General features: G+C 62.3%; 12 protein-coding genes. 2 read left to right on the top strand and 10 right to left on the bottom strand.

The features are described from left to right. Window position 1 precedes the first annotated feature (1 nt). The 7 genes from acpP to IPM20_03695 form a co-directional block, all read right to left on the bottom strand. Window positions 2-241, bottom strand: a complete 240-nt coding sequence (gene acpP, locus IPM20_03725; protein MBK9130740.1) for an acyl carrier protein — start codon at window positions 239-241, stop codon at window positions 2-4. A gap of 145 nt (window positions 242-386) precedes the next feature. Continuing rightward, window positions 387-1133 (bottom strand): 3-oxoacyl-ACP reductase FabG, encoded by a 747-nt coding sequence (fabG, locus tag IPM20_03720; GenBank protein MBK9130739.1) that lies wholly within the window; start codon window positions 1131-1133, stop codon window positions 387-389. 96 nt (window positions 1134-1229) lie between these two features. Then, a complete protein-coding gene (gene fabD, locus IPM20_03715; protein ID MBK9130738.1) occupies window positions 1230-2162 on the bottom strand; it encodes an ACP S-malonyltransferase in 933 nt (310 codons plus the stop codon). A 188-nt stretch (window positions 2163-2350) separates the two neighbouring features. Continuing rightward, window positions 2351-3319 carry a ketoacyl-ACP synthase III gene (locus tag IPM20_03710; protein MBK9130737.1) on the bottom strand — a complete coding sequence of 323 codons (969 nt, stop codon included), beginning with the start codon at window positions 3317-3319 and terminating at the stop codon, window positions 2351-2353. Further along, window positions 3316-4341 carry a phosphate acyltransferase PlsX gene (gene plsX / locus IPM20_03705; protein ID MBK9130736.1) on the bottom strand — a complete coding sequence of 342 codons (1026 nt, stop codon included), beginning with the start codon at window positions 4339-4341 and terminating at the stop codon, window positions 3316-3318. Before plsX ends, IPM20_03710 begins: the two co-directional genes overlap by 4 nt. 3 nt (window positions 4342-4344) lie before the next feature. Continuing rightward, window positions 4345-4530, bottom strand: a complete 186-nt coding sequence (gene rpmF, locus IPM20_03700; GenBank protein ID MBK9130735.1) for a 50S ribosomal protein L32 — start codon at window positions 4528-4530, stop codon at window positions 4345-4347. Between the two features lie 66 nt (window positions 4531-4596). Continuing rightward, a complete protein-coding gene (locus IPM20_03695; GenBank protein ID MBK9130734.1) occupies window positions 4597-5127 on the bottom strand; it encodes a DUF177 domain-containing protein in 531 nt (176 codons plus the stop codon). A gap of 124 nt (window positions 5128-5251) precedes the next feature. On the opposite strand from IPM20_03695, the gene maf reads away from it, so the two are divergent. Continuing rightward, on the top strand, window positions 5252-5854 hold the full coding sequence (gene maf / locus IPM20_03690; protein ID MBK9130733.1) for a septum formation inhibitor Maf: 603 nt from the start codon (window positions 5252-5254) through the stop codon (window positions 5852-5854). Between the two features lie 175 nt (window positions 5855-6029). On the opposite strand, the gene sppA is transcribed toward maf, so the two are convergent. The 3 genes from sppA to IPM20_03675 form a co-directional block, all read right to left on the bottom strand. Beyond that, window positions 6030-7034, bottom strand: coding sequence for a signal peptide peptidase SppA (gene sppA / locus IPM20_03685; protein ID MBK9130732.1), 1005 nt, complete (start codon window positions 7032-7034; stop codon window positions 6030-6032). Window positions 7035-7337: 303 nt separating this feature from the next. Then, complete coding sequence (locus IPM20_03680) at window positions 7338-8006, bottom strand: HAD-IIIA family hydrolase (GenBank protein MBK9130731.1); 669 nt, start codon at window positions 8004-8006, stop codon at window positions 7338-7340. A 178-nt stretch (window positions 8007-8184) separates the two neighbouring features. Further along, window positions 8185-9138, bottom strand: coding sequence for an RluA family pseudouridine synthase (locus IPM20_03675; protein ID MBK9130730.1), 954 nt, complete (start codon window positions 9136-9138; stop codon window positions 8185-8187). Window positions 9139-9737: 599 nt separating this feature from the next. Here IPM20_03675 and IPM20_03670 point away from each other — a divergent pair. Continuing rightward, the gene (locus tag IPM20_03670) at window positions 9738-12272 is read left to right on the top strand and encodes an Rne/Rng family ribonuclease (protein MBK9130729.1); all 2535 of its coding nucleotides are present in this window, start codon (window positions 9738-9740) and stop codon (window positions 12270-12272) included. The last annotated feature ends 47 nt before the right edge of the window (window positions 12273-12319 follow it).

Raw genomic sequence — 12319 nt, 5'->3', positions numbered from 1 at the left:
GTCATCCCTTCTGATGGGTGGTGATGTAGTCGATGGCCTGCTGTACCGTGGTGATCTTCTCCGCCTCGTCGTCGGGGATCTCGCACTCGAATTCCTCTTCCAGCGCCATGACCAGCTCTACGGTATCCAGAGAATCCGCGCCCAGATCGTCGACGAAGGATGCCTCCCGGGTTACCTCTTCTTCCTTGACTCCCAGCTGTTCTATGACGATCTTCCTGACGCGCTCTTCGATGTTACTCATGGTGTTGATTTCCTCCCTACATACACAATATATGGTAGCCCGTAGCCGCGAGCGGGTATTTTATTGGAAAGATCCGAGATATGCCAGTGAAAAAACGTCTCTCCGGAGTCCTCCGACGGCGTCCTGATTCCCGCAAAAAAACCTTTTATGACATATACATGCCACCATTGATGTGAAGTGTCTCGCCGGTAATATACGACGCGGCCGGCGAGGCCAGAAACGCCACGGCGGCGCCGATATCCTCCGGCCTGCCGAGCCGGCCGAGCGGGATCTGGGCCAGCAATGTCTCGTGCTGGGCGGCCGACAGCGCCTGCGTCATATCGGTATCGATGAAACCGGGCGCGACCACATTGACCGTGATGCCGCGTGAGGCGACCTCGCGCGCGAGCGATTTGCTGAAGCCGATGATACCCGACTTGGAGGCGGCATAGTTGCTCTGACCCGGATTGCCGGTCAGGGCGACCACCGAGGAAATGTTAATGATGCGGCCCTTGCGGGCCTTCATCATCGTGCGCAGGCAGGCCTTGGACAAGCGGAACACCGAGCTCAGGTTGGTTTCCAGGATATCCGACCATTCCTCGTCCTTCATGCGCAACAGCAGATTGTCGCGAGTGATGCCGGCGTTGTTGACCAGGATACTGGGATCGCCATGGCGCTCGGCCGCGACCTTCAGGGCGGACTCGATCGAGTCCTGATCGCGGACATCCAGCACCAGGCCGGAACCCTTGATGGAGTTCGCACTGAAATGCGCGGTAATCTTTTCCGCGCCCTCGGCCGAGGTGGCCGTCCCGATCACGGTCGCGCCCAGGCGACCTAGTTCATCCGCGATGGCGCGTCCGATCCCGCGCGTCGCGCCGGTGACCAGCGCGATTTCGTTATCCAGCCTATGCAAGTCCGATCCTCCAGATAAAAAAGGCGTGATGGGTTAGGGATAAAGGGTGATGAGAACCCGCGGCGAGTTTCACCCGTCACCGATCACGCAGTTCCATCACACTACCGACAGCGCCTCTTCGAGCGAATCCGGATCGTACACGGAAAGTGTGACCAGTTCGCGTCCGATGCGTTTGTTGAGACCGGCGAGCACCTTGCCCGGCCCGCATTCGATGATGCTGTTCACGCCACGTGCCTCCATCGCGCGCACCGTTTCCACCCATCGCACAGGGCTGTATAACTGCCTGACCAGGGCATCACGGATACCGTCAGCATCGGCGTGGGGCGCGACATCGGCGTTGTGCAGCACCGGTATCACGGGTTTCCGCAACGCGGTTTTCGCAAGCACCGACTTCATGCTTTCCGCCGCCGGCTTCATCAGGGCGCAATGCGACGGCACGCTCACCGGCAGCGTGATGGCGCGCTTGGCGCCGGCTTCGCGAGCCAGCGCGACCGCGCGCTCCACCGCGGCGGCGGATCCGGCGATCACCACCTGTCCCGGCGCATTGAAATTCACGGCCGTCACCACATCACCCTGCTCGGCCTGTTTGCACACGGTGATGACCTGAGCATCCTCGAGGCCCAGGATGGCGGCCATGGCGCCCTGACCCTGCGGCACCGCTTCCTGCATGAAGCGGCCGCGATCGGCCACGAGCCGTATCGCATCGGTGAAATCCAGCGCCTCGGCGCACACCAGGGCAGTGTATTCACCGAGGCTGTGCCCCGCGAGAATTTCAGGGGCGACGCCGCCGTTACTGTTCCAGACGCGCCAGACCGCGACGCCCGCGGCCAACATCGCCGGCTGAGTGCGGTCGGTACGATTGAGTTCCGATTCCGGTCCCTGCTGCACCAGTTGCCACAGGTCGTAACCGAGCACATCGGACGCCTGCTGGAAGGTCTGCGTCACGCCCGGATAGGTCTGGGCCAACTCCGCCAGCATCCCGATCGATTGCGAGCCCTGGCCGGGGAAGACGAAGGCCAGGCGTTTGATTTCCGTTGTTTCTGTTTCGTTTTCCATGTTCATCGATATCTTGCCAAATCGGTACAGGTGAGGCGTGAGGGGTTAGGAGTCAGGCGTAAGATCAAAAACAAGCTGCTTGACAGGAAAAATGACTCGAGAAAACTCTTGACGCCTCACGCCTCACGCCTCACGCCTCACGCCTCACGCCTCACGCCTCACTAATATTTAACCAGCGCGGAGCCCCAGGTGAAGCCTCCGCCGACCGCTTCGAACAGCAGGATCTCGCCGCGCCTGATCCGGCCGTCGCGTACGGCCACGTCGAGCGCGAGCGGGATGGAGGCGGCCGAGGTGTTTCCATGACTGCCCACGGTCACGACGACGCGCTCCATCGAGAGCTTCAGTTTACGTGCCGTGGCGGTGATGATGCGGATGTTCGCCTGGTGCGGCACCAGCCAGTCGATGTCGCTCTTCTGCATGCGATTGGCCGCGAGTGTTTCGTCGACGATCTGTTCCAGGGAATTGACCGCGAACTTGAATACCTCTCCACCCTGCATCTTGATGTAGGCCTTGCCGTCCTGTACGCGTTCATAACCCTGCGAGATACCCTCGGGCACCATCAGCATCTCCTGATAGGCGCCGTCGGCATGCAAATGGGTCGACAGGATGCCGGGCTCCTCGCTGGCTTCCAGGACGACCGCACCGGCGCCGTCTCCGAACAGCACGCAGGTCGTGCGATCCTTCCAGTCAACGATGCGCGAGAGCGTATCCGCGCCGACGACCAGGGCGCGCCGCGCGGCGCCGGTGCGGATGAATTTGTCGGCCACGCTGATGGCGTAGACGAATCCGGTGCACACGGCCTGGATGTCGAAGGCCGCCGGCCCATGGATGCCGAGCCGCTGCTGAAGCAGACAGGCTGTGCTGGGAAACACCTTGTCCGGCGTGGTGGTCGCGATGATGATGAGGTCGATGTCCGCCGGCTCCAGGCCGGCCGCCGCGATCGCGCGCCGCGCCGCGGCCTCGGCCATGTCGCAGGTGGTCTCATCTTTGGCGGCGACGTGCCGCTGGTGGATTCCGGTGCGCTCGACGATCCACTCGTCGGAGGTTTCGACGATCTTTTCGAGATCGGCGTTGGTCAGCACCCTGGCAGGAAGATAGCCGCCGGTGCCGGCGATGCGCGCGTACATCAGCCCGCCTTCCTGTCCAGCAGAAGTGATTCGAGCTGGCTGCCGATGCGCTGCGGGATGTTCTTCCTGACTTCCAGCACCGCCTCCTTGATCGCATTCGCGAAGGCGATCTCGTCGGCGCCGCCGTGGCTTTTGACGACGATGCCCTGCAGGCCGATCAGGCTGGCGCCGTTGTAGCGGCGCGGGTCGATCCGGTCCCGGAAGCCGCGCAATGCGGGTTTCGCCGCCACGGCGATCAGTTTCGTCAGCGGAGAGCGGGTGAATTCCTCGCGCAGGAAATGCGTAATCATGCGGGCGACGCCCTCGCTGGTTTTCAAGGCCACGTTGCCGACAAAACCGTCGCATACGATCACGTCCACGGTGCCCTTGTAGATGTCGTCGCCCTCGACGAAGCCGGCGTAATTGATGATACCGCTTTCGGCGATCAAACGCGCGGCTTCCTTGACCCGTTCATTGCCCTTGATCTCTTCCTCGCCGATGTTGAGCAGGCCCACCGTGGGGCGCTCGACATTGTCGACGGCACTGGTCAGCACGGAGCCCATGACGGCGAACTGGAACAGATGTTCGGGGCTGGAGTCCACATTGGCCCCGAGGTCGAGCATGTGGGTATGGCCGCGCATCGTCGGCAACGCGCAGATGATCGCCGGACGTTCCACCCCGGGCAGGGTCTTCAGCACGTAACGCGCGGTGGCCATCAACGCGCCGGTATTGCCCGCGCTGACACAGGCGGCCGCGGCGCCCTCCTTGACGAGGTTGATCGCAACCCGCATGGAGGAGTCCTTTTTGGTGCGCAGCGCCTGCGACGGCAATTCCTCCATGCTCACCTGCTGCGAGGCGTGCCGGATTATCAGCCGTTCATTCGTGGCGGCGCCCCGCTGCTGCAGTTCACGCAGCAGCGTGTCCTGATCACCGACCAGAATCAGGCGCAGATCGGGGTTATCCTTGAGGGCGCAAAGCGACGCGGGGACGGTGACCGCCGGACCGCGGTCACCGCCCATCGCGTCCAGGGCTATGGTTAAATTCAAGCCTTAGACTTCCCCTTCCTTGGTGTCGATCACCTTGCGGCCGCGGTAATAGCCGTCCGGCGTCACATGATGACGCCGGTGCGTTTCACCCGAGGTGGGATCGATCGACAAGGTCGGTGCCGTGAGGCTGTCGTGGGACCGGCGCATGCCGCGCCGCGACGTGGATTTCTTCGATTTTTGTACTGCCATGTTCCTTGCTCCTGAAAGTTAAAACCATTCTTACGCCGGGTCGCGCGCGACGGCGCGCATGGCACATCAACCCGGTTTGCCCTTCATCAGGGCGTCCAGTCCCGCGAACGGCTGGCGCGTTCCGGAGTCCCGCGCGGTCGCCGGGGACTCCTCCACGCTGTATGCCGCGTCGATATGGCAACGGCCGGCATCGTGCATCGGAATGAGCGGCAAGGCCAGCATCATTTCGTCCTCCACGATGGTTCGCAATTCCGCCGCGCGACGGTCAAGGACGTAGGGGTCATAGACCTCCGGCAGTCCTTCCATCCCGTCTTCCGAAAGCAGCAAACCCAGGCAGATGTCGATGTCGAGGGGGTAAGACAGCGGTTCCAGACAGCGCTGACAGACCAGGGTCAGGGTCGTGCGCAGATTTCCGCGCAGGTATCTGACCTTCTGGCCGTCTATACCAGACTCCAGTTCGACGTCCACATCGCCTTGGTCGTCCAGCAGACAGCCCGCCAAGCGCGTCATCCCCCGCAACGGCATCGAGCCGCGCAGGGTTTCGCCGCCCTCGGTCAGACGGTCCCACTGAACAGTCTCCGGAAGTCGACCAGACATAGCGGCACATGATAGGCTTAGACGTCCTAACTGTCAAAATCTATTAATAAAATTCGGTCCGCTCCGCCAATGCCGGGATGCCCCAGACAAATTGGCGGAAGATCAAGGAATTCGGAAATTCACCATGACCCTGTCCCCGGAGGCGACGCCCAGGCGCCTGATTCTGGCCTCCAGTTCTCCCTTTCGCCAGGACCTGCTGCGGCGGCTGGGCGTGGAGTTCACGGCGTTATCGCCCGAGGTGGACGAGCGCGCCCGGGAGGGGGAAACGCCCGAAGACCTGGCGCGCCGCCTCGCCGAGGCCAAGGCCCGCCGGATCGCGCAGGACCATCCCGATGCCCTGATCATCGGCTCCGACCAGGTGGCCGTCCTGAACGGACGCATGGTAGGAAAGCCGGGTGGCCATGCGGCCGCGGTCGCCCAGCTGAGCGCCGCCTCGGGTCAGACCCTGCGGTTTTTCACCGCGCTCTGTCTGCTGAATACGGTCGAGAACCGGCTGCAGGTCGATGTCGTGACCTGCGATGTGACGTTCCGGCGGCTGACCGGCGCGGAGATCGAATCCTATCTGCAGCGCGAACAGCCGTACGGGTGCGCCGGGTCGTTCAAATCCGAAGCGCTCGGCATCGCGCTGATGGAACGCCTCGAAGGTCCCGACCCGACGGCCCTGATCGGGTTGCCGCTGATCCGGTTGACGCGGATGCTGGAGGCGGAGGGTATCAAGGTACTTTAAGGTACTTTAGTGAGGCGTGAGGTGTGAGGCGTTAGGTGTAAGATCAAAATAACAATAAGGTGCTTGACAGGAAAAATGATTCGAGCAAACTCTTGACGCCTCACGCCTCAAGCCTCACGCCTCACGCCTCACGCCTCACGCCTTACGCCTCACGCCTCACGCCTCACGCCTCACCTTACTTAAGTTCCACCTTGAATATTCCCTCCAGCCCTTCCGCCGCCGCGGCGCCGATGCGTTCGGCGAAGCGCTGGAAGTAGGGTGGCTGGTAGGTGTAGTCGACGATTTCCTCGGCGCCGATGACTTCGCGCGCGACATAACTGGTGCTGCCGAGGCCGTCGATCAGGCCGAGTTTCAGACTGTCCTCGCCGGTCCATACCAGACCGCTGAACAGGCTGGGATCGTCCTTCAGGCGGTTGCCGCGACCCTTTTTCACGGTATCGATGAACTGCTGGTGGATCTCTGCCAGCATCGCGCGTATATGCTGCTCGTCGTCGGGCTTCAAGGGCGAGAACGGATCCAGGAAACCTTTGTGGTCACCCGCGGTGATCAGGCGCCGTTCGACGCCCAGCTTGTCGAGCGTATTCACGAAGCCGAAGCCGTCCATGAGCACGCCGATGGAGCCGACGATGCTCGCCTTGTCGGCGTAGATCTCGTCCGCGCCCGCCGCGATGTAATAGCCGCCGGAGGCGCAGATGTCGGTAATGACGGCATAGACCTTCTTGTCGGGATGCTGCACGCGCAGGCGCGCGATCTCATCGTTGATGTAACCGGCCTGGACCGGGCTGCCGCCCGGGCTGTTGATGCGCAGCACGATGGCGGCGGCATTCTTGTTTTCGAAGGCCTCGCGCAGGCTGTCGATGATGTAATCCGCGCTGGCGTCGCGGTCATCGGCGATCACGCCATCAATGTCGATCAGGGCGGTATGCCGGCCCGCCAGATTCTCATCGACGAACTGTCCGGGCCAGTAGGTATACAGGATCAGCAGCAGATAACCCAGGAACGCCAGTTTGAAAAAGATGCCCCAGCGACGGGCACTGCGCTGCTCCTTGAGCGTCGACTGGACCAGTTTTTCCAGCACGCCACGCGCCCAGGTCTCATCACCCGCGCCCTTCCCTGCTCCGGCCCGCGGCGCTTGCGCCTCGCCCAGCCATGGGTCCTGCGGTTTGTTCTCATCAGACATTTTCTGTGGTCCTTCTGGTAACCGATCCTGATTGTAAAGGATGGACATGGTTTCTGTGTATTTCGGAAAGCGCGAGGCATGAGAGGTTAGGCGTCAGGAGTTAGAAATAAAAACGGAAGCGTCAGCCCAGAAAGCGCTTGACAGAATAAATGAGGCCGGCAAGCATTTTGCTCACGCCTCACGCCTCACGCCTCACGCCTCACGCCTCACGCCTCACCCTCACGCCTCACGCCTCACGCCTCACGCCTCACGCCTCACGCCTCACGCCTCACGCCTCACGCCTCACGCCTCACGCCTCACGCCTCACGCCTCACGCCTCACGCCTTCCAGCCATGGAAGAATATCCGTGATCGTCTCCAGGCACCCCAGCGGCGCGCAGGCCAGCAGGCGCTCGCGGGTATGCACCCCGTAACTCACCGCCAGCGCGTGCGCGCCGGCGTTGCGCGCCATCTGCAGATCGTATTCGGTATCGCCGATCATCAGCGTCTCCCGCGGCTCGACACCGAGGACATCCATGATCTCGAGCAGCATGCGGGGATGGGGCTTGGACGCGGTCTCATCCGCGCAGCGGGACTGCGCGAACAGCGTGCCGCAGCCGGTATCCTCCAGCGAACGATCCAGTCCCCGCCGACCCTTGCCGGTGGCGACCGCGAGCAGATACCCCTGTCGGTCCAGTTCGATGAGCACATCCTTCGCGCCGGGAAAGAGTACCGCCTGCGCGTGGTGATCGGACAGGAAGTGATAACGATAACGGTCGATGAAGCGGCGGATCAGGTCCGTATCCGCCTGCGGCAGCAGTGTCGCCACGGCCTCCGGCAGGCCAAGCCCGATGACGTTGAGCAGGGTATCGCGCGCGAGCGCGGGCAGCCCGAGATCGGACAGGGTCATCGAGAGACAACTGACGATGCGGGCCTCCGAATCCATCAGAGTCCCGTCCCAGTCGAAAACGAGGAGCTTGTAAGGCAGCGACATGGCAATAATCCAAAAGTCCTAAATGGGGACAGATTTATTTATCGAAAGGCGGGCGGATTAATACAAAATTATTTCGGGTACTTTTCCAGGCTGTTCTGGGATAAAGCTTTTTCAGAAAACTGATCTGTCTCTCAGAATATCCCGCCTCAAAAAATAAATCTGTCCCCAATTTCCGTATCTATCGTGGGAGGTGGTCCAGTACCTGGCTGAGGGTATCCGGCAGCGGCGTGGACAGGCTCATCAGGCGACCCGTGCGCGGGTGATAAAAACTCAGTGCCTGGGCGTGCAGAAACAGGCGTTTGAGGCCGAACTCCCGCATCCTGCGATTGAATTCGGGATCGCCGTATTTATCGTCGCCGGCCACGGGGTGCCCCACGCCGGCGGCGTGCACGCGGATCTGGTGCATGCGTCCCGTCTTCAGCACGACCTGCATCAGGCTGGCCTCCGCAAAGACGTCCACGGGCATGAAGCGGCTCTCGGCGTCCTTGCCCTCCTCCTCGTCGACCTGGACCATGCGTTCCCCGGACTGCAGGCGGCCCTTGTGCAGGGACAGATCCACTGTACGCGCCCCGCCCTGCCATCGGCCTCGTACCAGGGTCAGGTACTGCTTTTCCACGCGTTCCGTGCGGAATTGCTCCTGCAGCGCCGGTAACATGGCGCGGTTCTTCGCCACCAGCAGACAGCCTGAGGTGAACCGGTCGAGCCGGTGCACCAGGGAGATCTCCGGGCTGCCCGACCGCATTTCCTTCAGCGCCTCGATCAGGCCGAAACGCAGCCCGCTGCCGCCATGAACCGCCAGCCCCGCCGGCTTGTCCAGGACCATGATGTCCTCGTCCTCATGGATGATGGATCCCTCGATCAGTGCCCGCCGGCTGTCGTCGATCTTCACCGGCATCGATTCTGAGTAGCTGACCGGCGGGATCCTCACCTGATCCCCGACATTGAGCCGGTAGGTCGGCTTGATGCGCCCCTTGTTGACGCGCACCTGACCGGTGCGCAGCAAACGATAGATATGGCTGCGCGGCACCCCTTTGAACAGGGTCAGCAGGAAATTATCGATGCGCTGGCCCCCGCGGCTGTGCTCGATTTCCACCACGCGCGCGCCCGGACCCTCTCCCTTCCCGTCCTTCATCTCTCGCTTGAGTTTCTCCGGCCATATACGATAACTGTTTGAAGCGACTTTAAAACATTGATATATTAGCAAGGCGTTTATCACGGGTGGGAGAAATTGTATGCCCGATCGTCCCAGGACATCGGCGCAACATATTACCAGTCGCGGCAGACGTGCATTGGAAAGACTTCGTGACAGGAGTGGCCGGAACGGCCCGCTTGTCCGCGCTCACCTTCGCAAATATTAAGGAGGTAAGGCAGCACAGTCATCGGAAGCGTTGAACTCAACTTCAACTTTCCTAATCAATGTAATGATTATGCAGGGATTCACGGGCACGTCCCACTTGACGGTGCCGGGCATCCGCTGAGGTATTGAATACACAGCCGTTCGAAACCCAAAGGTTTGAACGGGAAAGTTAACACAACCATCCACGTCATCGCACGCGGGTGCGGCTGAATACGAACTGTGGACCGATATGAGACGATACGATGACCTTGCCCTTGGCACACAACCTGGCGCAAACGTAATGTCATAAGATCATTGCAAACAGTTACGATTCAGCAATTCCGCGCTGAGCAGCGTGCATGGTTACACTTAAGGATTGCTGAAACATGAAGAGAATGCTGATTAATGCGACTCAGCCGGAAGAGTTGCGGGTCGCACTGGTTGATGGGCAATATCTTTACGATCTCGATATAGAAACCCCGTCGCGGGAACAGAAAAAGTCGAATATCTACAAGGGCCGCATCACCCGCATCGAGCCCAGCCTGGAAGCGGCCTTCGTCGATTACGGCGCGGATCGCCACGGCTTTCTGCCCCTCAAGGAAGTCTCCCCCACCGTTTTCGATACCGCATCCGACGACAACCGGCGGGTGGAGATCCGTGATGCCCTGAAAGAGGGCCAGGAGATCGTCGTTCAGGTGGTCAAGGAGGAGCGCGGCAACAAGGGCGCCGCCCTGACCACCTTCATCAGCCTGGCGGGCCGTTATCTGGTTCTGATGCCCAACAATCCCCGCGCCGGCGGTATCTCGCGCCGGATCGAGGGCGATGACCGCAACGAGATGCGCGAGGCCATCAATGCCCTGCAGATCCCGGATGGCATGGGCATCATCGTGCGCACCGCCGGCATCGGGAAGAGCGCCGAAGAGATCCAGTGGGACCTCGACTACCTGGTGCGCGTGTGGGAGGCCATCGAGGCCGCCTCCAGCTCCGAGACCCGCGCCCCCTACCTGATCTACCAGGAAAGCGACATCATCATCCGCGCCATCCGCGACTATCTGCGGCCGAACATCGGCGAGATCCTGATCGACGACCCGGCGGTCTACCAGCGCGCGCGCGATTTCATGCAGCAGGTGATGCCGCAGAACCTCAACAAGCTCAAGCTTTATCAGGAAGAAATCCCCCTCTTCACCCGGTTTCAGATCGAAAGCCAGATCGAGGCGGCCCACCATCATGAGATCCGCCTGCCGTCGGGCGGCGCCGTCGTCATCGACCACGCCGAGGCGCTGGTCGCCATCGATATCAACTCTGCCCGCGCGACCAAGGGCGGCGACATCGAGGAAACCGCCCTGATGACCAATCTGGAGGCGGCGGACGAGATCGCCCGCCAGCTCCGGTTGCGCGACCTGGGCGGTCTGATCGTCATCGATTTCATCGACATGACCCCCGCGCGCAACCAGCGCGAGGTCGAAAACCGCCTCAAGGAGGCGCTGAAGAAGGACCGCGCCCGCGTCCAGATGGGGCGGATTTCGCGCTTCGGCCTGCTCGAGATGTCGCGCCAGCGCCTGCGGCCCTCGCTGGGCGAATCCGCCTACAGCATCTGCCCGCGCTGCAACGGCCTCGGCACGATCCGCAACGTCGAATCCCTGGCGCTGTCGATCCTGCGCGTGATCGAGGAAGAGGCCATGAAGGAGAACACCGGCCGCCTGATCATCCAGGTCCCGGTCAATGTCGCGACCTTCCTCCTCAATGAGAAGCGCGAGGCGATCTCGCGGGTCGAGAAGCGCCAGGGCATCAAGATCCTGTTGATCGCGAATTCCGCCCTGGAGACGCCAAAATTCGAGGTCAAGCGCCTCCGCAAGGAAGATCTGCCGGCGGAGACCGAGGAAAAGGCCAGCTACGAGCTCGCGAGCGAGATCGAGGCCAAGGCTGAAGTCGTTCCGCTGGCCCAGCCCAAGCCGATCCCCGAGGCGCCGCTCGTCAAAGGCATCAAGCCCCTGACCCCGGCGCCGGCCAGCCGGCCGGAGGATGCTCCGGAAGTCGAGGGAGAACCGCGCTCGCATGGTGAACCCGCCGCTCGCGGCGGGTTCATCAAGCAGCTCTGGTCCACACTCTTCGGCGGACAGAAGGAAGAGCCCCCCAAGGCCGCCGCCAGCCGCGCGCAACCCTCCGAACGCAAGGAGAGACGCCATGACGGTGCGGGTGACCGGCAGGGAGTCCGTGGCGGGCGCGGCGGCCCAAGAAACCAGCCGCAACAACGACGTGGCGGACAGGGTTCGACTGGCCGTCACGGCGGTGAGCCGCGCGTAAAGCCACCGGCCGAGCCGAGACAGGAGACGGCGGAGAATCCGCGCCCGACCGAATCTGCGGATCAGCCGCAACCGCAATCCGGCCAGCAGACCCGGCCTGCTCAGGGCGACCGCGGTGGTGAAGGGAGTCAGGGTGCGGGCAGTCGTTCGGGCCGGCAGCGTTCCCGCCGCGGCGGACGCCGCCGCTCTCAGAATCGCGACGCGGCCGGTGGCGACAGCGCGGGAAGATCCGGTGAAGGCGGCGGCAACCGCGGGTCGGGTCAGCCGCAGCGCCCTGAACCGGCGCATGCTGCCAATTCAGGCAGTGGCGATGCCGCTCCGGTGAGCAATGATACGGGACGCAGGGACAACATCCCGCCGACGCCCGTCGCTACGGCTGTCGCAAGTGCGCCACCTGCCCCAGCGATACCCCACAGCCCGGCGCCGGTCACGACCTTCGCGGCTCCGGTGAGTTCCATCGTGGAGCCTGCCAAGCCGGATTTCCGGCCCAGCTCGCTCCATTCGGCGATCACCTCGCAACGGGATCATGAGCGTCCCGCGGCCGCGTCGACGCCGGTCCCGCCAGCCGTATCCACGGAGTCCCGTGCCACGGCAGATGCCCCGCGGCGGGAACACGAATCGGACTAAACCAAGACAAAGGGGACGGATTTAAATCCGTCCCCTTACCTCTGACT

It is taken from the genome of Gammaproteobacteria bacterium (assembly GCA_016716465.1).
Taxonomy (GTDB): domain Bacteria; phylum Pseudomonadota; class Gammaproteobacteria; order SZUA-140; family SZUA-140; genus JADJWH01.
This window is presented reverse-complemented; position numbering and strand designations above follow the sequence as displayed.

Coding starts and splice junctions, on each gene's coding strand:
- IPM20_03680 (MBK9130731.1), bottom strand. CDS start 8,006: ATGTCGCTGCCTTACAAGCTCCTCGTTTTCGACTGGGACGGGACTCTG.
- rpmF (MBK9130735.1), bottom strand. CDS start 4,530: ATGGCAGTACAAAAATCGAAGAAATCCACGTCGCGGCGCGGCATGCGC.
- acpP (MBK9130740.1), bottom strand. CDS start 241: ATGAGTAACATCGAAGAGCGCGTCAGGAAGATCGTCATAGAACAGCTG.
- IPM20_03675 (MBK9130730.1), bottom strand. CDS start 9,138: ATGAAGGACGGGAAGGGAGAGGGTCCGGGCGCGCGCGTGGTGGAAATC.
- IPM20_03695 (MBK9130734.1), bottom strand. CDS start 5,127: ATGTCTGGTCGACTTCCGGAGACTGTTCAGTGGGACCGTCTGACCGAG.
- sppA (MBK9130732.1), bottom strand. CDS start 7,034: ATGTCTGATGAGAACAAACCGCAGGACCCATGGCTGGGCGAGGCGCAA.
- maf (MBK9130733.1), top strand. CDS start 5,252: ATGACCCTGTCCCCGGAGGCGACGCCCAGGCGCCTGATTCTGGCCTCC.
- IPM20_03670 (MBK9130729.1), top strand. CDS start 9,738: ATGCTGATTAATGCGACTCAGCCGGAAGAGTTGCGGGTCGCACTGGTT.